Raw genomic sequence first — 21492 nt, forward strand, 5'->3', positions numbered from 1 at the left:
TTCACCATGGCTAACTTCATCAAGGATCAAATCGTCTTCCGAGGCGGAAGTTCGTTCCGCATCGTCCGCGTACAGGGTGACATCGCGCAGTTGGAAAACAAGGTTACGGGAGAGTTCTCCAGCCATCGTGAGGATGAGCTCCTGGAAGAGTATTTGCGTGGGTATCTTCGTACAGCGAATAGCAAACAGTATCAACGCCCACCGAAATGCACTACTTTCGGGAGCGCGTTGGAGGCCAACACACCCGCAGGCGAGGTGGGCGATTTCGAAACTCGTCGACGAATCAACTATCTAGCGATGCTGGATCGAATGGACGCATTCGCGGGTCGTCGATCTGAACTACGTAAAGCCATTCGAAAAGTCTCGGTAGATCTCGCCGATCCCAAGCCACCTCATGAGACCACCATATATCGGTGGCGTCGCCGTTTCCGCATCGCGAAGTTCGATATCCGAGCCCTCTTCGATCGGGCGGAACATCGAGGGGGAAAAGCGAAATCAAGGCTAGATCCGATCGTGGAGGGCATCATCCAAGAAAAAATAGAGACAGTCTTCCTCAATAGCAAAAGGGGGACGGCAGAAGAAGTTCACAACGCGGTGTTCCTCGAGATCCAGCGGCAAAACACCTTACGTATCGAGACCGAGTGGCTCAAGGTACCAGGATTCAGGACCGTTCAAAGACGTATCCACGACATCGCTGCCTACGACCGAGACGCGGCTCGCGTTGGCATACGCGAGGCTCGACGCCGATTCGCTGATCAGCACCGCGCACGACGAGTATCGCGAATCCTCGAGATCGTCGAAATAGATCATTCCCCGATAGATCTCCTATACGCAGATGCGAACGGTAATGCCATCGATCGACCGATGCTCACAGTCGTCATCGACCGGTTTTCGAGATGCGTTCTTGGCTTCTGCATTAGTTCCGCTGGACATGGCGTTCATGCCGTATTCGAAGCGCTGCGGCACGCCATGATGCCCAAGACTTACTTGAGAGAACGCTTCCCAGAGTTGAACCTCGAATGGCCATGCCACGGTTGGCCTGAACGCCTACTCATGGACAACGGGCGAGAAATGCATGCGGAGGCAGTCGTTGACGCGATGAATAACTTGGGGGTGGTCTGCGAGTACGCGGCATCCCGTGATCCGAACGACAAGCCATTTGTTGAGCGCTTTCTCAAAACGTTCAACTACTCCTTCATCCACAAACTTCCTGGCACAACCCTCGCCAAGATTCATCAACGCATCGGCTTCAAGGCGGAAGACGAAGCATGTATCACGTTCACGAAACTCACTGAGATGGTCCATATCTGGATCACGCAGGTCTACCACCATCGACCTCACAAAGGCCTCGACGGTCGCGCGCCAATCGATGTTTGGAAAGAAGGTGCCGCCACGCATCCCCCGTTGTTGAAATGCAATGCTGACGATCTCAGCATTGAGCTTGGCGAACATGCCGAATGCGCGCTACAGCACTACGGCATCGATCTCAACACATTCCGTTACACCTCTCCGGAGTTACTCGCTTTGCGGGGCATGATGCCGGCCAAATCAAAGGTGCACGTCAAGGCACCGTACGAAAACGCTGGCGTGATTTACGTATGGGATCCGATCGAAAACCAGTACTTCCGTGCCACCAATACCGACGACCGCTACGACAACCTTACGGTCGAACAAGCCAAGACGCTGAAGAGCCAGTACAAGACTTCCGACGCTCACAGACGAACCAGGGCAAATGGTGAAGAAACGATCCGGGAGATGAGTAACGATGCAATGCGTTCGAAGACTCTCAAAGAACGCAAGCGCGGTGCACGCCAAGCTCATACTACGTCAAAGTCAATCAATCGCGATCAGCATCCTACGCCTGCTTCACAAATTGATGTCCAGAAATACACATTTGCTCCGGACTCCGATGAATTCATCGAATTTGAGGTTGAAACCATCAATACCGAGGTTCATCATGAAAAATAATATCATGTGCGCCGCGACTGTTCAGAGGATCAGAACGAATTTCATTCGTTTTCCCCACGTGCAGCGAATATTGACATCACTGGATCGAGTGCACAGCTACCACTGTGTCAACGAGGAAGCCGACCACATCATGCTAGTCGGCGAATCCGGTGTTGGAAAGTCAACTCTGCTTGAGATGTATGCGAACAAGCACCCCCCCATTGAACATGAAGAATTCACGGAGGTGCCTGTGCTGTACGTGGCGCTCGGTCCCTCCCCAACGCCCAAAACCCTTGCACACACACTCCTGAAGGCGTTAGGTGATCAGAAGTGGAATATGGGACGAGAGGTTGATCTGTCCGACAGACTGGTATTTCTCATAAAGCAATGTCATGTACGGCTCGTGATCATCGATGAAGCCAATCATCTGATCGACAGAGGAGGAGAGAAAACGCTGCACATCGCTGCCGATTGGATCAAGAGATTGGTTGATGCGACGCGCGTGTCGTTCGTGCTAGCCGGAATACCCAGAACTACGCGCTTGCTCGACACAAACGATCAACTGCGTGATCGGTTTCGAGAGGTCATTGAAATCGAGCGCCTGTCCATAGACCCCGAGCCCGCGGCGCTCGAATTTCGTTCGGCACTTAGGACTTTCAAGGGATTTCTTAAAAATCTACCAACGATCGACATCTCCAGCCCTGATGTGACTAGCTTGTTTGCTTTTGCAACGGATGGACGACTGCGGGGCATCAGACGACTACTCGTTCGTGCTGTCGAGTTAGCATATGAGCAACCCAGCCCCAGATTAACTGATCTGATTCTGGCGGAATCATTCAGGCAGGTCATCTATCCGTGTGCGCCAGACGACCGCAATCCATTCCACAAAACATTCATCAGAACGCCACTCGTGCGAATCGGTGAGCCGTTTGCGTCCGACAAGGGGCCGAAATGAACGGCAACAATATTTCTATCTTACCCCTATGCCGTCCAAAGATGCTCACTGACGAGTGGATTGAAACTTATCTTTACCGCGTTATTAGAGCAAATGGAATTCGTGAGCCGCTACTGACCGATCTTGAGCGCTTTCGTCCTACACTTCCTGCCACTGTGTCGAGCAAACCTGACGGGTACCCAATCTGGGACGACTGCGCTCTACCACGATGGAGCGTGATCACTCGCCGCAAGAAAATCCGATATTGCCCGGCCTGCCTGACGGAGTCGAGGCATATTCGATCGCGCTGGCGGCTTAAATTGTTTGAGGTTTGTACGATTCACCACATTCGACTAAAAGACGATCTCGCCGAACCTGTGATGACGAGGGGCTACAGGGAGGATGGGCGATATCTTGTAACGGATGTGACGGACGAACAGCTTTGGGCGGGTTCGGTGTGCCCGATGCCAAGCGAACGACGGCATGTCGAGCAATTGTGGGCAGGATTCGAACGCTCGATCATAGAGGATGACATTCCTGCTGCTCTTGAGAAGCTCCCTTGCATCCTGTTTCTGGTGGCACTGTTCGATGCCATTGCAAGAACAACCGCCGATTCAGGATACTTACCGATTAGTGTTCCGCGCTCGACCACTTTGGCTAAGGTTGCCGAACAATTCCAATATCAGGCGACGCCGAACATCGACGGAATTCGAACACTCCTCGATAAGATCGCGGTGATCGAACATCGCCATGTCGTGCTTGCATGCCTGCGTCGCATACTGGGTGATGAGGCAGATCGGCCAACATGCTTATCCAGTCTTCCCATTGCCGACCTGAGAATGCGCCTACTTAATGACGGTCGGCAATGGCCAGACACACCGACGCGCGGTCTTGTTCATCCTCCACATGCAGTACCCGAAGGGTACGTGAGCTTCGAGAAAGCAGCATTGCTCATTGGGTGCACCGCTGGCTTTCTACAGTACCTCATCAATAATGATACGTACCCAGACACTATATTTGTACAGCGCGGCCAGGCGCACTACACCTTTCTTCCTCTGCAAGAAGTAGAAGCATGCCGCAGATGGTATGCGTCCCTCGTCACACGCGAACACGTGATGAGCGAGTTTCATATCGACAAAATAGGCTGCTCCGCGCTGGTGTCCGTTGGTTTGTTAGGTAAGGTTCAGATCGGCTCCTTTACCTTCTTTCAACGGAGTAGCCTCGTCAATATATGTCGACGGCTCGAGGACGTCTCTCGGCCGTTTGACACTGTGGACGCTCAACTGTATCCCCTTTTTTGTGCATCAATCATTGATACACAGATCCTGTTTGCTGATTTGATAGGCATCCTAATGAAAATCTTCGATGGCAAACTCCCAATCTTCCGTCATCTCACAAACCCTGGTCTATCCGCTTATTTTGTTGAGCAACATGCACTGAATCGAGTGCACCAACTCCGGAAGCTTGAACAACCACGACGCCGGCATCAAACTGAGACACGTTACCAGTTGTCACTGTTTACATAATGGGTTACGAACCAAGTCAAAGCATGAGTTGGCGCCCCCGAGGGAGTGCCTTGTTCGCAGGGCATTTCCTTGTGCGCCCGTTCGCCCACGTGGATGAAAGTTTTCTTGGCTATCGCCTGCGGGTTGCATTTGTTAACGGACTGTCCAACCCTGACTGGCTCGTGTGCATTGAAAACAGTTTGCCGAAGACACACGGTATCGCCCGTTGGTGCCCATATTGCCTCGCTGATCCGCATGCGTACTGGCGAGAGGATTGGTACACCGGGCCGGCTGCATGCTTCGCTCACCAATGCTGGCTTACTTCTGCGTGCAGTGTGTGCCGCCGAATGCTGCACTGGAAGCAGGTTCGCTTCGCAACTTGCTCGTGCGGCGCATCTTTGCATTGCGCAAACGTTGACCAGTTCTCGGTCGAAGTCCTGAATCTGCTCGGCGAACAGCCGGATTCGAATTCAGCCTTGCTGTCTGTTGCGGAGCGCTGGAACCTCGCCCGTTTCCTCGGGGCACTCTCCCAGTTTGGGCTTCAGGGTAAGCCATTGAAGAAGGCCTCACGTCAAACAGAAAACGTCGATCAACTCCTGGTGACGGTTGGCGCACCGTTGATCGCTGATCAGTCTGCTTGTTTTGAATTGCTTGATCGCCTTCGTGCTCCTCAGGCCAGCGTGAAAAACGTCCCCCTACTGTCGGAAGTCTTCCCGAATTTGTTAGTTATACTTCGCAAACAGTTAGATGAGGCTCAACGCGGTTGGATGCTGAACGTGCTGGACAAATACGTTACGAGTTCATCGCACCGTGGACTTACGATGCTTTGGGAACGAAAAGGCACTGCCTGTCGGGCGAATAAGGACCCGCGTTGTCTGCGGAACACACGCAACCCAGCCATCGCCAACATGCTTGAGCAAACCGGCGAAACCATACCCGTCAGGCGAACTCGCGCTGGACGAAAGAAGTTTGCGATCAGTGACGAAGATCTGCAACGCCTCCGGGATACCCAGCGTTCGCTGGTCCCGCTGAAAACAGCCGCCCGCTACGCAGGAATGTCTACCAGACGCGTCCAAGCACTGGCGCAAGCAGGGTTAATTGCTTCAAACGGGGCCAGGATCGACACGAGATCCATCGATCGTCTGCTCAGCAACATCGTGGAGGCTGGTGTCCGAGACGTACCGGCGGTCGGCGATCCGGTCAGCATAGCCGAGGCCTTGCGTCTGTATGTTCCTGTTGAAGCGTCAGTTGCATTCTTCAACCATCTCATGAACGGCGTGGTACGACTTGTCGTCGAGTCAGACAAGGTGCCGGCGTTGCGGCAGATTATTGCCGACCGTGGCCACGTGATCTCCGCCGTGCAGATGCCGGTCGAATCGTGCTCCCAGATATCCATTGTTGAAGCCGCCCGTCGACTCGGTGTCAAACAGGAAGTGATGTACCACCTGATCAACATAGGGCTCGTCAGGACTCGAATGGGCAAACTGCGGCGCCGGGTAGCGCGAATCGTCGACGCTGATGAACTGACGAAGTTTTCCCAACAATTTCTTCCGCTGTCCACGGTGGCAAGAGCGATGGGGATCTCCGCCCGCCAAGCCCCTACCTGGGCTAGGGAGCATGGCATTGAGATCGTCTCGGGACCATCCCTCGATGGCGGACGACAGTACTGGATCCGCAGACGGGCTGACATCGGAGTTCCCCTCAATGTAGGCAGCAAAGCATGAAAACTTGGTCTTCGTGCGTCGTGTGAACCTGCCCTACTGTCAGGAGCCAAAAATGGGAATTTGGACATCTCGCCCGATTGCGTTAGCGGGCGGGCACGCACCTCCGTCGTGAAATATGATCCGGAGACAAGTCATGGGGTAACGCAATCCGGGTGGATCTACGACCTGATCGCTGAAAGCCACGTTGGCAAAGGCGCCAACCTTCTATGAGACGTTATATGCACCGAGCCTGGCAGAACCACCGATCGCTTCATGTATCAATTAGGCGCTAGAAGAGTGAGACGACGATGCGAATTTTTGTGGATACCGAATTCACCGATTTCATCAATTGCGATCTGATCAGCATTGCGTTGGTCGCCGACGATGGTCAAGAGTTCTATGCCGAGTGCGCCGACTTCGATCGAAACACGTGCAGCGCGTTCGTCCATGAAGCGGTATTGCCGCAGCTAGGTCAATACCCGGATCGAGTGTTCTCTCGAGAGGGCCTCCGGCTGGCACTCCTCGCATGGCTCCAACCGTTCAAGGGTGGCATCTTCTGCATAGACTTCCCTGGGGACTGGGACCTTCTTGTAGACATCCTCGATGGCGTACCGAATGGCTGGCAGGGGCTGCTTGTGCGTGATCAGGCAGACCAGGGTCGGCTGGAGTCCTACTACAAGCAGTTCGGCGGTCGACATCACGCACTACACGATGCTCGCGCCCTACGTTACGCGACGCAAGACGGAGCGTCGTCCATGCATTCTACGAAATCGAGCTCCGACTGATATCGATTGTGATCGCCTAGCAGACGAACTCATCAATCCGTGGGAGTATGGCAGGATCATCTATCCTGCGGGCTGGATCGCATACGACGAGGCGGGATTGCAGTTCCGAGGCGGACGCATATTCCTTCGGAGCGTCGTCCAGAATCAAGACATCGGCCAACATCAGTCGGTGCCTCCGCATATAGTCCGCTATTCGTAGCGAGCGACTCTCGATGCGCCGATTCGTGAAATAAATTTTGGCCACCGCGCTCAACTCACGCAGACACTTATCCTGCAAGCGCTTGAGGTTGAACATATAGATCCTGGTGCTATACGTTGCGATGTCGATAGCTTTCCCGCTGACCCGTTCGGCTAGCTTGGTTTGCAGCAAACAAACGCCCTGTCCGACCACTACCCTCTACGCCTCTTCAGGTTCTGCACGATGCTCGATCTCGCCCAATATCTTTCGGAACTCCTTGACAAGTGCATCTAGTTCTACTTCGAAGACAGCTTGCGCAAGTGCCGAGTACTCTGACGATGCATTTCCGAGTTGCCTCAGTTGTGCGATATCACGCACGGCCTTGTCGATGAGACTTCTGCGCGGCAAGTCTTCGTTAATCGTGCAGGCAATTCCCAAAAGTTCGCGCAAGCTCAACACCTGCATCCGGATGGCGTTCAAGACCCTTGTTCGTTCCTCTACGAGCCGTTGGCGATTAAGAGCAAACGTATATATTGTCGCCGCCCCTTTCGGATCCTCAATGCCATGATTCGATACCGGGACCACAACGCTCAGACTACCGTCAACCGGCCATGCCATGTGAGATGCAGGGTCAGCACTGGTCGGATCGATCAGCATCGGGCCCTCACCAGGCCAGTCATCAGCCGGTGCAAAAGCTCTGACGCCCGCGATGGGAAAGGAGTTTTTCTTTCCTCTCGACTCCCTGCGCGCTCCAGTCAATTGAGCCAGCGTCATTCCCAGCGTAGCAATCCGGTGTCGGCGCCTTCGATTGCAATCAAGGCAAGACGGAAGAAGATTCTTCCAATCACTGGCAAGCCACCAATATCCTTGGTGCTCCGGAACTTCCTCAACCCCTCCTTTGGGACGGAAATGCTCCACATCGACCGGACCTACCGCCGTGTATTTCGACTCGCAATAAGCGCACTTTCCGTGAAAAAGCTTCTCGAGTGCCTCAACGACCTCGGGCGATTTATACGTCTTGAACGGATAGCATTTTTTCTTACGAACTTCGTAATACTTGGCCGCGCTTTCACGTTCGCGAGCCCCGTCGCTGCCGAGCTCGGCGAGCGGCTTTGGTATATCGTCTGCGTCTGCAGGGCGGTATACAAATCGCATCATTCCCCCCGCGCCTTTAAAAGAGCGTCAAGGACGTCTTTCACACTTGCCTCGCGAAATTGTTCGCGTCGAGCCATCGGCTTACCCTTATAGTGCTCTACGTATCTGCTCGATGCTTCATGTACGATTTGCTGAAATGGAGTATCTCCAATTTTCAGAGTTTTCTCGAGCTGTGCTTCTAGCTCAAGGAGCTTCGTTGAATTCTCGTCTGCGCCGAGCTGCTCGCCCTTAAGCAAAGCATACTCGTCCAACGCCTGCTCATAGTCGGGGTCAGCGGCACTCAAAAGTCCAAAGTAGTCCGACGTAAGCAATTGGTCTGTCCTGAGCGATTTGACGTCAGGCAAGTCCGCCATGCGCTCCACTTCCAATTCCTCGTTCCGATAGAGAACCTCTACTTCACCTTCATCCATGCCTCGAAGGCAGAGCGGATCATGTGTTGTGGCGATGAACTGCACTAATGGAAACGCGTCGCGCAGGGCGGCCATCACTCGCACTTTCCACCTAGGATGAAGGTGTGTTTCGACTTCGTCTATCAGCACAACTCCTCTCGCGCTCTCAAAGTTATCCCAATTTTCGAGAATGTGCCTCATTGCGCTAATCGTCATCGCAAACAGTGAACGATAACCCTCGCTCAGATTGTTAATAGGCGTTACCCTACCATGAGCACGCACAAGAATTTCGCCATCGTCGCTTCTTAAAAGATCGTCATTTTCATCCAAAACGAAGATCCCTCGCATTGCACGGGCCACAGCATAGAACTCACGCTCTTCGATTCCATTCAACCAATTTATTAAATCTGGTAGCGTGCACAATGGGTCAAAGAGAGTCTTGACGCGATCTGTCGACTGGCCTCTTTTCCGGCGTGTATCGAAGAATCGTCTAGCTCCAAATGCCAATAGTATCGTCGCAGGTTCGCCTGATCCTTCGAATCGTTTTCGAGCAGCATCGATTACCAGCTTCACGGATCTTTGATTATCGAATGTAACCTGTATGGAGCAATCCCTATCACCATAAAACTTCCATCCGGTGACATCTCGACTGAGATAATCTTCGGCATCCAGCTTTAACCTTCTCCGCATGTCGTCACCCATTAGGCAAAGAGCTATCGCCTGCAGCACGGAGCTCTTTCCGGTTGAGTTCTCCCCCAGGAGCATCATGCATCGCGCTCGATCTGGGCGGTTTGTTCGGTCTGTCAAATCGAAGGCAAGATGGCCAATGCCCTTAAAATTTCTTATCTCGATGTGCGATATCGAGGAAACGGAGCCAAGGCGTGCAACGCCTTCCCCAACTTCATAGAGAACATCGTGATCGTCGTACGGTGCTACCGCCCGAGAAGTCACGTCAGCCTCAGCTTCGACTGCAAATTCAGCGATATCTAGCTGCGTCGGAAGCAATCTAAGAAGCCGTATAGCGGTGTTTACTAAATTGCTCGACCGGGACTTAGGCATTCCTAATCGCCTAGCGGCTTCGTCAATAAGCTGTACCAGAAAAATACGGGCCACTCCGGAAAACACCTTTTCATCGGCAATCTCCGCTCCCAAGGCATACTCAGCATCTCCTGCGCCGTCAATTGCCCTTCTGAGAAGGTCAAGGCATCTCCGAATTTTCCGGGCCCGGTTTTCTAGCAGTTTCTCTCGATTTAAATCAAGGCACGAGATAGTCCGCTCTCCACGAACCGTATGTCCCGTCATCTTCCCGGCGACGGAAATGCGCAAATGTTTTTCCGGAGTATCCCGACAAGGATCGAGGATCGTCCCTTCCTCGGCATCATTCGCCTCCTGCCATGCACACAGCAAGGGTGCGCGCCTTCCCGTTACTGGAAATTTATTTGACTTTGCTGAATTACAAGCTCGACAAGCAATGAAGAAGTTGCGCCACTCGTACGCGAACCATCCGTAATAATCGGGGCTATCCTTAGCTCCGTGCGTGCCGATACCAAGTGCACCTGTCAAAGGCCGAAAATGATCGATGGTTCCGGTAGTACCTTCGATAGGCGTTTCGCAGTAGCTACATTTTCCGTGAGAAAGTGTGGCCAACGCTCGTACCACCTCGACTGAATAAAGCAATTTCCTGTCGAGAGGTATCCTTCGCTGTAATCTCTGCATCTCTGGCTGCCGATAGTGTTCTGCGATCTTCGCCTGGGCATCCTTTGCCTCGAGCCCAGCCAACACGGGCGGAGCTAAGTCGTCCCTTCCTTGTATCTTTCTCATGTTGCCTCTTATTGGTATTGACGGTGCCTCTCAGGCAATCGGCGAACGCCGGCGTCGAAACACGCGGAAACCTCAAGTTCGAATGCGTAGATTGTGGCCGTGTCGGGCCGACAAAGAAAGCTATCTTCTGACAACGTGTAGCGCCATTGCGTAACCCCATGGAGTGTCAAAGGCTTCGTCTTTGGAGATGGACGGGAACATCCTGACTTAAGCGGGCCTCTTTTTGGGGGCAGCAATAGTCCGAGCGGACCGAGATGGCTACGCGATGTAAAACGGAACTCAGGCTGCGCATCCTATGAAATCGAGCTCTGACTGACATCGATCGTGATCGTCTAGGAGACGAACTCATCAATCCGTTGAAGTACAGCGGGATCGTCTATCCCGCGTGCCGGATCGCATACGACGAGGCGGGATTGCAGTTCCGGAGCGGACGCAAATTCCTTGGGGGCGTCGTCCAAAATCAGGATATCGGCCAACATCAGTCGGCGCCTTCGCATATAGTCCGCTATCCGTAGCGAGCGACTCTCAATGCGTCGATTCGTAAGATAAATTTTCGCGGCCGCGCTCAACTCACGCAGATACTCATCCTGCAAGCGCTTGAGGTCGAACATATAGATCCAAGTGCTATGGATTGCGATGTCGATCGCTTTCCCGCTGACCCGTTCGGCCAGTTTCGTCTGCAACGCGCACACACCCAGCCCCGTCACCATCGGTCCATTGAGCCCATACTCGAGCTCACCTACGGAATTAGGGTGTAGCACTCCATCGATATCGAGGAATATCGTTGCCCTTTTGCTCATAGCAAAACTTGCGGATAGAGAACAAGAGAAGAGGAACAGGCTGCCCCTGATAGCGCAGGCAAGCATGCCCCTCGCAGCGCCATTCTATGCCAGGTCGCTACCCTCGGCTCTTGGTTGGCCTCTTGACTGCGACGATATCGACCTCAACATAGCGGTCCTCAGTTAAGCAACGCTGCAAAGCCGGACTTGCACTTTTCCCAGGGCAGTTCCCCTGATCGAGACGCGGGTCCGAAGCACCGACACCGCGCGCATGTACAACGTTCGGGGACACATTATTGAACCTACTTACCAAATAGTCAGCCACTGATTGCGCACGTAGCTGCGAAAGCTCAAGATTGTGCTTGTCCGAGCCAAGACGATCCGTATGCCCCGTTACTTCTAAGCTAAGGATACGGTAGCTTTCAACGTCCTTCGCGATTTCATTCAGCCTTGAACGCCCAACGTCGCTAAGTTTCGCCGAATCGAAATCGAAAGTAGTGTCCGAATTTATATCGGCCCCGTAAGTAAATGGGTTGATTGCACTAAATTGGACATCTTTCTGCTTCAAGGACACAAAAATCTCGGCCTCAAGCAGCACATCATTCTCATCCTTTTTTGCGCCGCCGACAGGAAGCCGAATTTGAGCCTGTTGTCCGACACCTTGAAACAATACGTCAGCCCGCAACATACATCGATCGCTGGCAAATTTTCGACAGGGTGGAACTTTCATTGCTGCGCGACGAGCCGTTGCCTTCACCCGAGCATACTCAGACAAAGGTATATCAATCAAAGCCCGTTCGATGCGTACACCAGCCATCTGCATCGCAGTGTTTATTGCCGCCTTCCCTAAGCCTCGCACCATGACAAGGGGCATAAATATTAATACCAGAACAATCAAAGTCGCCAAGATCGGATTCTTTTTGAATAGATCTCGACGCACCCCCACGATAACCCAGATGCAAAGCCCTATAGAGAGCAACCCAAGTACCGACAAAATTCCCCAAGTGGCATCTGATTTATTAATCAGCTCGCAAATTAACCAAAGTATCAGCGAGCCAACCAAAAATGGTATAACAAGACAAAGGATAGTGACAATCTTTTCCGTCACCTTACCCCAAGATCGATCACACAAGGCCTTGAAAAAAGCACTTCTCGACGCCTTTGACAAAAGGCGCGAGATCAAGCCATACATATTTGCCGAACAATATATTGCGGCGCCAATAATAAATCCATATACTGTACCAAAGGCTATTATCGCAAAAATAAAAAATATCGTATCCCCAACCGTTAACCCACTCGGATAGAAATTGATACTCGCGCAATAACCAAACAAAATCATCACCCCGAATATCGGAATGAGCTTTGCAGACAGCCTCAATAGCTTATCTACACTATCCAGATTCAAGGCATTCTTCTTCAAATCCTTGTCATCGGCACCACCACTCAAATCCACATCATTTTTTTCGTTGTCCGCCATTCCATTTCCCCCTGCTTGGCGTGGTGAGATCCATAGATCGGCGCGCCATCGCTTTTATTTAAATTCAGTGCATGATTTTTATAAAACGACGATCACGCACCGACACAACAACGATGCGGCAAGATTCTTTAAGTATTTGCGCTACAGATGAGATGGCCGGAGCCAATCATCTGCTTTTTTGCGAAATTATTTGATTGGTGGTTTAGGTCGAAAAACGCAACCCGCAACTTCGTAGATGGGCTTCAGGTGCGGCCGTCTCCATGGGAGCACTCACCGCATTCCGATTAGGCCGCGTCACCCTTGGCGCCGCTGTTGCCCTCTGCCTCGCGAGCCTCAAGCCCAGCGAGATTGCTTTGAGCAAGCGCCCAAGCGTCTTGCAGGGAGAGCGAACGGTCCGGATCGCCAGTCAGTAAATTCGAACTCTCAACGGCGGTGGCCGAAGACATGACGCGATCGATATGGTAGATCGCGGAGAAGAAATCACGGGTTTCAAAATCTGCGATTGCCCATCGCATCTCGTCGCACCGACCGACGTCGGGTTCCCGCCCAAGATTTTCGATGTGGCTCAACCCGCGTTCAATGAGTGCTCGAACACCATCGCGACGCTGCTCATACGGCAGCGCTTCAAAGTCTTCTTGATGAATCTTTTCCAAAGTGAAATTTCCTATCTGTTTGCGCCGCGTCCGCCTAGCGCGGCCATAGCGCATTACCCACGTGTGTTGAATCTGTTCGTTTGTCGGCTACCGACATTCGGACTTGTGTCGGGGCGGATGACGGCCGTACCGATTGTGTCCGAGGACGTCGTCAGCGTCACAGGCGTTCGAGAAACGCTCGAGCGGTCGGATTCACCAGCCATTTCTTCATCTGCATCCCGGTGAGCCGCTTTTTGCGCAGACCCACCTCGATCCCGACACCGCCGAAAGGCGGGAGGCCCTCGGGATACTTTTCGTCAATGTAGGCCACCAGTTCATTCGGATCGTCCGAACCGAATTTGATTTCTTGGCGGAACATCAGTTTATAGAGACTGTTCTGATATTGGCTCATTGTCTTATCGACGTGTCTTGTACACGCGCTTAAACACGACGCGGTCGCCGAACATCTTCTGTATGAGCAGGCTAAGTCCAACAAACACGACTGCACCGGTAACCCAGCCGCCTACCGACATGGACTCGGGCAGATGCCGATGCGCTTGATAGCCTGCGAACGCGGCGGCAAGTAGTGCCGCGCCGAAAAGCCCTCTTGCCGGCCCATACTCAACTTCAGCCTGACACCCCGTGCAAACCGTCGCGCCGCGTGGGACCCCAGTGCGGCAGTGAGTACAAGTCAAATTGCTCATTATTTTCACGATCTAGGCTATAGAACCACTCGACTGCAACGCGCAGTGAGCCCCTTTAAACGCATAACGACACAAAGGTAAGATTCTTTAGACGAATTCGCAACGCCTCGACACACGAATTCTGGATCGCGCAATTCTCACGACCAGCAGGCCGATTTTCGAAACAATGCGCCGTCAAGCTGCATGAGCTCAGGCAGTCGGTTCGAGGGTCGGCTGCTCTAAGGCAATCGTATCGACGACGGCCTGCAGTTCGCAAAGCAAGTCCGCCTGTTGCGCTTGCAAGTACTGGCGCACCGACTCGTTCTCAAGCAGCCTCGCAAGGTAGCCCTTTGCAAGCACGAGGTTGAGCACGTCCTGACCATAAGTCTGCTCGACCACCTTGTACTGTCCCTGCAGATTGCTCATCTCCCGCTCCATCTTCGCCATTTGCTCCGGACTCACACCGGCAAGTTTCCTCGGTTTCTTTCCTTCGACCAGCCGAGAAGCCGGTGTCGCAACGAGCAACGCTTCCGCATACGACACGGACAGGTTGTTCGCTGCCACCATCAGTTCCACGCACTCGACCTGCCGCGTCGGTTTCATCTTGCGCAGAGCTCGCGCGAGCTCCGGCGAAAACTGCCGATCCTTCAGGAGCTCAGTCGCTTCAGCACAGATCCCGTCCAGCAATGCCATCCTCTTGATGATCTGCGACACATCTACCGACAAAGCCTTTGCGAGTCGCTCTGGAGACACACCTCGTTCAACGGCCCGACGAATCATGAAATGCTCCTGGATGGTCGATAGCCGGTTGACGCGGTTGTTGTAGGTGTAGCTCTCATCGTCCGTAGCAACTAGGCAGGACACGGTGTTGAACTGGAGTTCCTGCAATGCGATCAAGCGGAGATGCCCATCAAGCAGAACATGGTTGCCCGATGCCTGGTCGACCGGCGTCACTGAAAGCGGCTCGATCAGGCCCACCTCTTCGATGGAGCTTATGATCTGCTTGAACTTTCGCGAGTTCATCATGCCGGCCGGCGTGCGCCGTGATGGCAGGATGCTCGTGATCGGAACGGAGAGAGGTTCCGGAATGAACCCGAGTGCTACGCCGGTCATGCTGGACTCCCGCTCGGCCATACACGTTCCGCCAGATACTTCGGCAAAGTCGCCAGTTCCTCAGCGCGCAGCAGATTGACGAAGTTCTCGTCGGCAAATAGCTGCCTGAGGGCACCGACAATGAAGAGCAACCGCTGCTGCGTAAACTCCGCCTTCCGCACCATCGTTTTCTGCCGCTCAACTTCATGCTGATACGTTCGGACGAGGCTCGATGTGGTCACGTCCATCACCTTGCGCGTCATGTTTCGATTCGCCGTGCGGCCGAGCGCTTTCCTCCGCTCGATGACGCGCCGAGCGTCCATCAGCTGGCGCCCGCGCAATCTCCCCGATTCATATGCCTCCTGTAGTGCCGCCTGGATCGCCTCATCGTCGTCGCCAGCACCGACGATCGAGAGTGCCGCGTTCAGCGGAATTCGGCCTTTCTCCACTGCGATCACGAGGCGCTCTTCACCCTGATGCAGCAGCGTCAGGATCCCCTGCACGTAGTGCTGCGTGAGCCCCGTCTTCTCGGCGATCACCTTCGGTGCGTAGCCGCGCTCCTGCAGTTCGCGTATGCCGACGAGCAACTCGAGTGGTCGGCACTGCCGTCTCGCGATGTTCTCCGTCAGGCTCATGATGAACGCGTCTTCGTCACTCACGCTCACCACCAGCGCCGGTATCGTCGTTTCGCCGAGCGATCGGAACGCCTTAAGTCGTCCCTCCCCACACACGAGGAGATACTTCTCCACGCCGCTTGCCGTTGCCCGCGGCGTGACCAGAATCGGTTTCTTCAGGCCGATCGTTTTGATGTTGCTGACGATTTCCTCGAAGACGCGGCCATTACGCTCGCGAGGGTTGATCACTTCGATCTGGCTGATGGGGATCATCCGAACCTCACCAGGCTGCTCACGCTGAGTCATGCCGCTCTCCTCCTCAGCCGAGCACGCTGTGCCATACCGTATAGGTAGTCCAGCGTGTCAAAGCGATAACTCTCGAACTCGATCGGATTCCAGTCCGCGAGGTTGATACGGGGCTGCCAAAAATCGATGTGTGGCAGCAGGTAGTAGTCGAGCGCTGTCGAGTTGCTCTGGTCCAACCTGACTGCCACGGTGATATCCGGCAGCAGGCTCGTGTCGAGCCGCACCTTCCAGTGGTTACGGCCGCTGCCGCGCACTTGGCACCGTGACAGCACGATACAAGCCGTGAACTCCCGATTCACTGTCAGCAGATCTGTTGCCGGATCACGCGACACGGACCCACCGAGATCCGCGATCTTCTTTTCAGTCTCGGCAACGATCTCTGGGTGCAGTTGCCGAATGAAGCGGTTCGTCTCGATATAACGATAGTCACGGCCTGGCGTGAAGCCAACAGTCTGGTACGCACGAATCAAGCTGCCGAAGCGATACACATAAACCGAGGTGGACGGCATGCCTTCCGTTTCGTCGATCACGACGCCCGATAGAAAGCCTCGGCTTCGGTACAGGTTTCGCAGACGCTCGATAAGCTCCTCACTCGAGTAGCGCCGGGCGCGCGCCCGCATAATGCCCTGCGCGGTATAGAACGTTTCGCTCGGCACGATGGATTCGAACGCACCCTCCTTGCGTATCCACATCTCCGACGGATTCGTGACTCGCGATTTCTTCAGCTTGAACGACACACGGTTGTAGACGTTGTTGCCGATGTACTTTTCGTTAGTGAGCACCTCCCGAATGGTTGCCCGAGTCCAGGATCGTCCAAGGTCCGTATGAACGTTCATGCCGTTCAGGCGAGCGGCGATCTCGTGCTCGTTGAGTGACTCGTCGATGAACCAGCTGTAGATGAGGTTGACGATTCGAACCTCGCTGTCCGGGCCGGGCATCAGAATGACGCGGTCCGTCTGCAGGCACTTGTGTTGGCCGCGTTGCAACTCACCCTTCATGAGGCCATGCTCGTCCACCAGGATCCGGCGCAATGCATAGCCTGCCGGGCCGCCTTGCCGGAAACCCAGTTCGATCAACCGGCATTGACCAGCGAAGACCTTCGCTGACAACTCGCGGCTGTACTCACCGGCCATCGCACGCTTCACACCTTTGACGATCGTCGAAACTGGCGAGCCGTCGTTCTCGAACTGTTCGGCGCAATAGGCGACCTGGATGCCAGCTCGCCGGCAGATGTACTCGTAATAGGCACTTTCGTCCGCATCCTGGAATCGTCCCCAACGGCTCACGTCGTAGACGAGGATCACTTGGAAATCGGCCATGCCGGTTTCCACGTCCCGGATCAGTTGCTGCAGCGCTTGGCGCCCATCGATTCGTAAACCACTTTTTCCCTCGTCGGCGTAGGTCCGCACGATCTCGAGATCGCGACGATCAGCGTAGTCGCGAATGCGGTCACGCTGATTCTCCGTCGAGTATTGCTGGTGCTCCGTCGACATCCGAACGTATTCAGCAGCCCGCATCCTGCAGGCCTGCTCATCAACGGATTCGCATGTGCAATCGAGGTCCACGATCCAGCTCCCACCGGCAACCGCTCCTCGCTGCGCCGTCCCCGACATCAGCTACGAGGACTTGTATCGGCGGACGCGTCGCGTCTCGCAACGACGTCGAATACGAGCGAGTACACAGGCAAGGTAGCAGGCCATAGACCCTTGTCGAACACGTCATCTCTTTGCAATCACGCCGGAACAGGCCTAGGCTCAGACAGCACGGCGATGTGCACTGTCCACGCATTTGTAGTGGTCTAATGAATCCGGACACTGATTTAGGCGAGAATGTTCGCCATGAAGAGGTGTCTGATGAGCAAGCAACGACGTACGTTTTCCCCGGAGTTCAAACAGCAAGCCGCCTGTCTGGTGCTCGACCAGGGCTATAGCCATATGGAAGCAAGCCGCTCGGTCGGCGTCGGCGAGACGGTGCTGCGCCGCTGGGTGCAGCAACTTCAGATGGAACGCCAGGGCGTCACGCCGCAGGGCAAGGCAATCACGCCGGATCAACAGCGTATTCAGGAACTCGAGGCGCGTATCGAACGCCTCGAGCGTGAGAAGGCCATTTTAAAAAAGGCTACCGCGCTCTTGATGTCGGAAGGCATCGAACGTACGAAGTAATTGATCAGATTGGCGCAAGCGAATCGGTCGAGCTGATCTGCGCGGTATTCGACGTGTCGCGGTCCTGCCTGTATGCACACCGATGGCGAGCCCGACGCGTTGATGCCGAGCGAATGGCACTGCGTAGCCGGGTACACGAGCTGTTCATCGAGAGTCGAAGCTCTGCTGGCAGTCGCAGCATCATGGGCATGATGCGCGAGGAAGGTACGGCGATTGGCCGCTTCAAGGTCAGCCGCTTGATGGAAGAACTCGGGTTGATCTGCAAGCAGCCGGGCCGCCATGCCTACAAGCAGGCCACGGTCGAGCGGATCGATATCTCGAACCATCTCAATCGCGAATTCGAGGTTGGTACGCCGAATCAGGTGTGGTGTGGTGACATCACGTATGTCTGGGCGCAGGGCCGTTGGCATTATCTGGCCGTAGTACTCGACCTGTTCACGCGTCGGGTTGTTGGCTGGGCGTTCTCGACACGCCCTGATGCCGATCTGGTCGTGCAGGCGTTGGAGATGGCCTATGAGCAACGTGGTCGACCGCAAGGCTTGCTGTTTCACTCGGATCAAGGCGGCCAATATGCAAGCCGGAAATTCCGTCAGCGCCTCTGGCGCTATCGGATACAGCAGAGCATGAGCCGTCGAGGAAATTGTTGGGATAACTCCCCGATGGAGAGGCTGTTCCGCAGCTTCAAGACCGAATGGCTACCGTCAGTGGGCTACATGTCGGCGCAGGAGGCACACCGGGACATCAGCCACTACCTGATGCACCGGTACAACTGGATACGGCCGCATCAGTTCAATGACGGACTGGCGCCGGCGGTTGCGGAAGAAAAACTTAACGCAGTGTCCGGGATTAGTTGACCACTACAATTCATCTTTGCAACGCCGGACTCAACCGCGTTGCGCAGGATGTAGAACCCAGATGCCAGCGGGCGACGGGCCGGCCACACATCCATGTTTGCAACAGCACTAGCAGTGCGCCGCGCATTTCGTCGCCGCTGCATCGAGCAATTGCGATCGCGATAGGCCGGGTGCGTCTCGCGGTAGTGCCGCCAGTAGTTAGGATGTCGGGCCCGCCAGTTGGCCTGAGCGCGGATCTGATTCTCCCGATAGTCGGGATCGACTCGAAGGCGCTCGTGCTGCCATGCGCGCCGGCGAGCACGCTGACACGCCTTGGCTGAGCAGAAGCGTTGATGCGGGATATGTAAGAACGGAGTGAAGGGTGTGCCGCAGGCGGCACAGATCCGATCCGATTTCATGGCCGTGCTCCACAGAGGAATCGCAGTGGGCCGTCCGTGTTCGGGTCCAGGGTCAGTTGAAGCCAGCTCACGGGACGCGGCGTCCCACCCTCGCAGATTTTCCCGCTCTAGGAGCCGCTCTTGAGCTTTTTCTAGGCCTGGACCTTCCGAGGATCGCACGAGCCGCTCAGAGAGCTCACGTGTTATTGGGGTCGCACCCAAACGCTACTACTTCGGCGCGGAAGTAGACCAGTCGCAACAACTCCGTCGTCGCGACAAAGTGCTTGTGGCGGGGTTCTTCGTAAGTTTTTGATTTTTAGTGTGCGGCGTCTCATCAACTAAGTCGCCCTACGTCATGTCGAGTGACACATTAAGTGAAAAATGTGCCTCAAATGTTGAAAATTGACGACTGAATAAATGAAAATTCTCGAAAGAGGACACAAAAGGCTGTAAGCAAGCTTTCTGATGGCGCCAGAACAAGTCGAATATGAGCTTTTATGGCGCGTCAGCCGACATTTTTATGCCGTTGTGCGCAAGCTTGAGTTCGTTCCACCCGTCAATAAATGCAAAGGGTTACAAGTGTTAGCTTGTAACCCTTTCTTGTAGAAGAAAGCCAAACTCCAGACCTTCGCATTGCGAATGAGGTTTCGCTTCATCGCCACGCCCCACTCGAAGACCTTATTCCTTGAGGATTTATTCGTACCCGCAGTGATTTTCGGTAGATACGAGTACGTGCCAAGATTTGGATTTCTACTGCAAAAATCGCCGATTCAGTGGAGCGGAATTGGAGCATGGAGTCCGATCCACTCCGACATTTAGCCCTCGTCGTCAGCCTCGGCCGCGGACGACTCTGCCTGGCGTATTACGAGTTGTGTCGCATCTTCCGATAGGTCCGGCGGATATCCGTACTTGGCAAGCAACCGGCGCACGCTTCTCCTCAAGCCAGCCCGCACAGATTCACGCTCTGTCCAATCAAGCTTGGGCATTTTCCTCACCATTTCGGTTAGTTCCCGTGCCATAAGCCTGAGCATGTCGCTCTTCATTACCTCTTTGGCCGACCCGTTTTCCGCCAAAGCGTCGTAGAAGGCAGCTTCCTCAGCGGTCATGCCAAGTTCCTGACCGTGGCTCTGAGCTTCGCGCATAAACTTCGCCAAGTCCAAGAGACGCGAAATCATTTCCGCTGTCGTGATCGCCTTGTTTGTGTAGCGCAACATGGCATCTTCGAGCGCTTCGCGAAACTTCTTGCTCTGGACGATGTTGGTTCGCTCGGTAAGACGAATCTGATCGGTCAGCAGCTTGCGCAACGTCTCCAACGCCAGATTTTTTTGCTCCAGCGCTGCAACCCGTTGCAGGAATTCGTCGCTCAGAATATCAAGGCGTGCTGCGTCGAGGCCTGCGGCCGCGAACAGGTCGATAACTTGGTCCGCGTCCACAGCGGCGCCGATGACCTGCCGGACCGCCATATCGACGTCGCGTTGGCGCGCTCTTTCGTGACCGCCCGATTCATCCGACAACCGTTTCCGGATAATGGCAGCGACGTGCTGAAAAAAAGCAAGATGCTGGGCCACTGCTTCCGTTTCGACGCGTGGCACAGCCAAAGCGAAGGCCTTCGATAGTTCCTTTACCAAGAGACGCAGGCGCTGCCACCCATTCGATTGGGCAAAAACATGATCCACTGCCGCCAAGTACACTTGCAACGCTGTGTGCGGATCAACATTGAGTGCAGCGTGGTAATCGCAACCGTGGAAAAAGTCGCGCAATTTCTCGAACGCGGCCAGCATAGCAGGCACAGCTTCATCCTGAACCTGCTGGACCGCCTCGCCGGTACCGCCAGCTTGGGTGTAAATGGCCAGCGCATCAGCCAGTTGGTCTGCAAGACCAAGCATGTCGACAATCAGACCACCTGGCTTATCGCCAAACTCGTCGCCAAATCGGTACTTGAGGCTCTGCTTCTCAAGCATCGAATGTCTGTCGGCGGGCCCGTCGCACCAGCGGTGGGAAAGATCGTTTCTCTCGGAAACGCGAATCCAATGAAAGACTGAAGAGAGCGAAGCAGTAGAAGCGCGGGCCGCATGGGCTGCCACCCATACGACCCGCTG

General features: G+C 54.4%; 17 protein-coding genes. 6 read left to right on the forward strand and 11 right to left on the reverse strand.

Annotation, left to right across the window (positions count from 1 at the left end; translation table 11 throughout):
- The first annotated feature begins 6 nt into the window (after positions 1-6).
- The 5 genes from ABD05_RS37355 to ABD05_RS06020 all read left to right on the forward strand — a co-directional run bounded on the left by ABD05_RS37355 (position 7) and on the right by ABD05_RS06020 (position 6874).
- Positions 7-1968: a Mu transposase C-terminal domain-containing protein gene (locus tag ABD05_RS37355; RefSeq protein ID WP_148669056.1), complete on the forward strand. Its 1962-nt coding sequence runs from the start codon at positions 7-9 to the stop codon at positions 1966-1968.
- On the forward strand, positions 1958-2902 hold the full coding sequence (locus tag ABD05_RS35775) for a TniB family NTP-binding protein (protein ID WP_238594094.1): 945 nt from the start codon (positions 1958-1960) through the stop codon (positions 2900-2902). Before ABD05_RS37355 ends, ABD05_RS35775 begins: the two co-directional genes overlap by 11 nt.
- Positions 2899-4407 (forward strand): TniQ family protein, encoded by a 1509-nt coding sequence (locus tag ABD05_RS35780; RefSeq protein WP_082146053.1) that lies wholly within the window; start codon positions 2899-2901, stop codon positions 4405-4407. Before ABD05_RS35775 ends, ABD05_RS35780 begins: the two co-directional genes overlap by 4 nt.
- 326 nt (positions 4408-4733) lie before the next feature.
- Positions 4734-6110, forward strand: coding sequence for a hypothetical protein (locus tag ABD05_RS37360; RefSeq protein WP_148669057.1), 1377 nt, complete (start codon positions 4734-4736; stop codon positions 6108-6110).
- A gap of 299 nt (positions 6111-6409) precedes the next feature.
- A complete protein-coding gene (locus tag ABD05_RS06020) occupies positions 6410-6874 on the forward strand; it encodes a hypothetical protein (protein WP_238594095.1) in 465 nt (154 codons plus the stop codon).
- A 16-nt stretch (positions 6875-6890) separates the two neighbouring features.
- On the opposite strand, the gene ABD05_RS06025 is transcribed toward ABD05_RS06020, so the two are convergent.
- The 10 genes from ABD05_RS06025 to ABD05_RS06065 all read right to left on the reverse strand — a co-directional run bounded on the left by ABD05_RS06025 (position 6891) and on the right by ABD05_RS06065 (position 17613).
- The gene (locus ABD05_RS06025; protein WP_238594096.1) at positions 6891-7169 is read right to left on the reverse strand and encodes a hypothetical protein; all 279 of its coding nucleotides are present in this window, start codon (positions 7167-7169) and stop codon (positions 6891-6893) included.
- A 102-nt stretch (positions 7170-7271) separates the two neighbouring features.
- Positions 7272-8210, reverse strand: a complete 939-nt coding sequence (locus tag ABD05_RS37365) for an HNH endonuclease family protein (RefSeq protein ID WP_148669058.1) — start codon at positions 8208-8210, stop codon at positions 7272-7274.
- Positions 8207-10417: an AAA family ATPase gene (locus ABD05_RS35790; RefSeq protein ID WP_082146056.1), complete on the reverse strand. Its 2211-nt coding sequence runs from the start codon at positions 10415-10417 to the stop codon at positions 8207-8209. Before ABD05_RS35790 ends, ABD05_RS37365 begins: the two co-directional genes overlap by 4 nt.
- Before the next feature lie 332 nt (positions 10418-10749).
- The gene (locus ABD05_RS06035) at positions 10750-11217 is read right to left on the reverse strand and encodes an HAD domain-containing protein (RefSeq protein WP_047899384.1); all 468 of its coding nucleotides are present in this window, start codon (positions 11215-11217) and stop codon (positions 10750-10752) included.
- Positions 11218-11314: 97 nt separating this feature from the next.
- Positions 11315-12673: an OmpA family protein gene (locus ABD05_RS35795; RefSeq protein ID WP_082146057.1), complete on the reverse strand. Its 1359-nt coding sequence runs from the start codon at positions 12671-12673 to the stop codon at positions 11315-11317.
- Between the two features lie 284 nt (positions 12674-12957).
- Positions 12958-13326 carry a hypothetical protein gene (locus ABD05_RS06040; protein ID WP_148669059.1) on the reverse strand — a complete coding sequence of 123 codons (369 nt, stop codon included), beginning with the start codon at positions 13324-13326 and terminating at the stop codon, positions 12958-12960.
- Positions 13327-13483: 157 nt separating this feature from the next.
- Positions 13484-13717 (reverse strand): hypothetical protein, encoded by a 234-nt coding sequence (locus tag ABD05_RS06045; RefSeq protein WP_047899386.1) that lies wholly within the window; start codon positions 13715-13717, stop codon positions 13484-13486.
- Between the two features lie 481 nt (positions 13718-14198).
- Complete coding sequence (locus tag ABD05_RS06055) at positions 14199-15101, reverse strand: plasmid partitioning protein RepB C-terminal domain-containing protein (RefSeq protein ID WP_047901096.1); 903 nt, start codon at positions 15099-15101, stop codon at positions 14199-14201.
- Positions 15098-16000: a ParB N-terminal domain-containing protein gene (locus ABD05_RS06060; protein ID WP_047899387.1), complete on the reverse strand. Its 903-nt coding sequence runs from the start codon at positions 15998-16000 to the stop codon at positions 15098-15100. The genes ABD05_RS06055 and ABD05_RS06060 overlap by 4 nt, the downstream gene beginning before the upstream one ends.
- The gene (locus tag ABD05_RS06065; RefSeq protein WP_047899388.1) at positions 15997-17613 is read right to left on the reverse strand and encodes a recombinase family protein; all 1617 of its coding nucleotides are present in this window, start codon (positions 17611-17613) and stop codon (positions 15997-15999) included. Before ABD05_RS06065 ends, ABD05_RS06060 begins: the two co-directional genes overlap by 4 nt.
- Before the next feature lie 240 nt (positions 17614-17853).
- On the opposite strand from ABD05_RS06065, the gene ABD05_RS35800 reads away from it, so the two are divergent.
- A protein-coding gene (locus ABD05_RS35800) for an IS3 family transposase (protein WP_148669060.1) occupies positions 17854-19016 on the forward strand; the annotation gives its coding sequence in 2 pieces (ribosomal slippage) (positions 17854-18109 and positions 18109-19016; 1164 coding nt in all).
- A gap of 1192 nt (positions 19017-20208) precedes the next feature.
- Here ABD05_RS35800 and ABD05_RS06080 read toward each other — a convergent pair.
- On the reverse strand, positions 20209-21354 hold the full coding sequence (locus ABD05_RS06080; RefSeq protein WP_202967903.1) for a DUF3387 domain-containing protein: 1146 nt from the start codon (positions 21352-21354) through the stop codon (positions 20209-20211).
- Positions 21355-21492 lie beyond the last annotated feature (138 nt).

It is taken from the genome of Burkholderia pyrrocinia (genome assembly GCF_001028665.1).
GTDB classification, from domain to species: domain Bacteria; phylum Pseudomonadota; class Gammaproteobacteria; order Burkholderiales; family Burkholderiaceae; genus Burkholderia; species Burkholderia pyrrocinia.

Excerpts from the sequence above, each read along its gene's own strand:
- ABD05_RS37365 (WP_148669058.1), bottom strand. The coding sequence starts at position 8,210 with ATGATGCGATTTGTATACCGCCCTGCAGACGCAGACGATATACCAAAG.
- ABD05_RS06025 (WP_238594096.1), bottom strand. The coding sequence starts at position 7,169 with ATGTTCAACCTCAAGCGCTTGCAGGATAAGTGTCTGCGTGAGTTGAGC.
- ABD05_RS06035 (WP_047899384.1), bottom strand. The coding sequence starts at position 11,217 with ATGAGCAAAAGGGCAACGATATTCCTCGATATCGATGGAGTGCTACAC.
- ABD05_RS35795 (WP_082146057.1), bottom strand. The coding sequence starts at position 12,673 with ATGGCGGACAACGAAAAAAATGATGTGGATTTGAGTGGTGGTGCCGAT.
- ABD05_RS35780 (WP_082146053.1), top strand. The coding sequence starts at position 2,899 with ATGAACGGCAACAATATTTCTATCTTACCCCTATGCCGTCCAAAGATG.
- ABD05_RS35790 (WP_082146056.1), bottom strand. The coding sequence starts at position 10,417 with ATGAGAAAGATACAAGGAAGGGACGACTTAGCTCCGCCCGTGTTGGCT.
- ABD05_RS35775 (WP_238594094.1), top strand. The coding sequence starts at position 1,958 with ATGAAAAATAATATCATGTGCGCCGCGACTGTTCAGAGGATCAGAACG.
- ABD05_RS06060 (WP_047899387.1), bottom strand. The coding sequence starts at position 16,000 with ATGACTCAGCGTGAGCAGCCTGGTGAGGTTCGGATGATCCCCATCAGC.
- ABD05_RS37355 (WP_148669056.1), top strand. The coding sequence starts at position 7 with ATGGCTAACTTCATCAAGGATCAAATCGTCTTCCGAGGCGGAAGTTCG.
- ABD05_RS06065 (WP_047899388.1), bottom strand. The coding sequence starts at position 17,613 with ATGTCGGGGACGGCGCAGCGAGGAGCGGTTGCCGGTGGGAGCTGGATC.
- ABD05_RS06080 (WP_202967903.1), bottom strand. The coding sequence starts at position 21,354 with ATGCTTGAGAAGCAGAGCCTCAAGTACCGATTTGGCGACGAGTTTGGC.
- ABD05_RS37360 (WP_148669057.1), top strand. The coding sequence starts at position 4,734 with ATGCTGCACTGGAAGCAGGTTCGCTTCGCAACTTGCTCGTGCGGCGCA.
- ABD05_RS06055 (WP_047901096.1), bottom strand. The coding sequence starts at position 15,101 with ATGACCGGCGTAGCACTCGGGTTCATTCCGGAACCTCTCTCCGTTCCG.
- ABD05_RS06045 (WP_047899386.1), bottom strand. The coding sequence starts at position 13,717 with ATGAGCCAATATCAGAACAGTCTCTATAAACTGATGTTCCGCCAAGAA.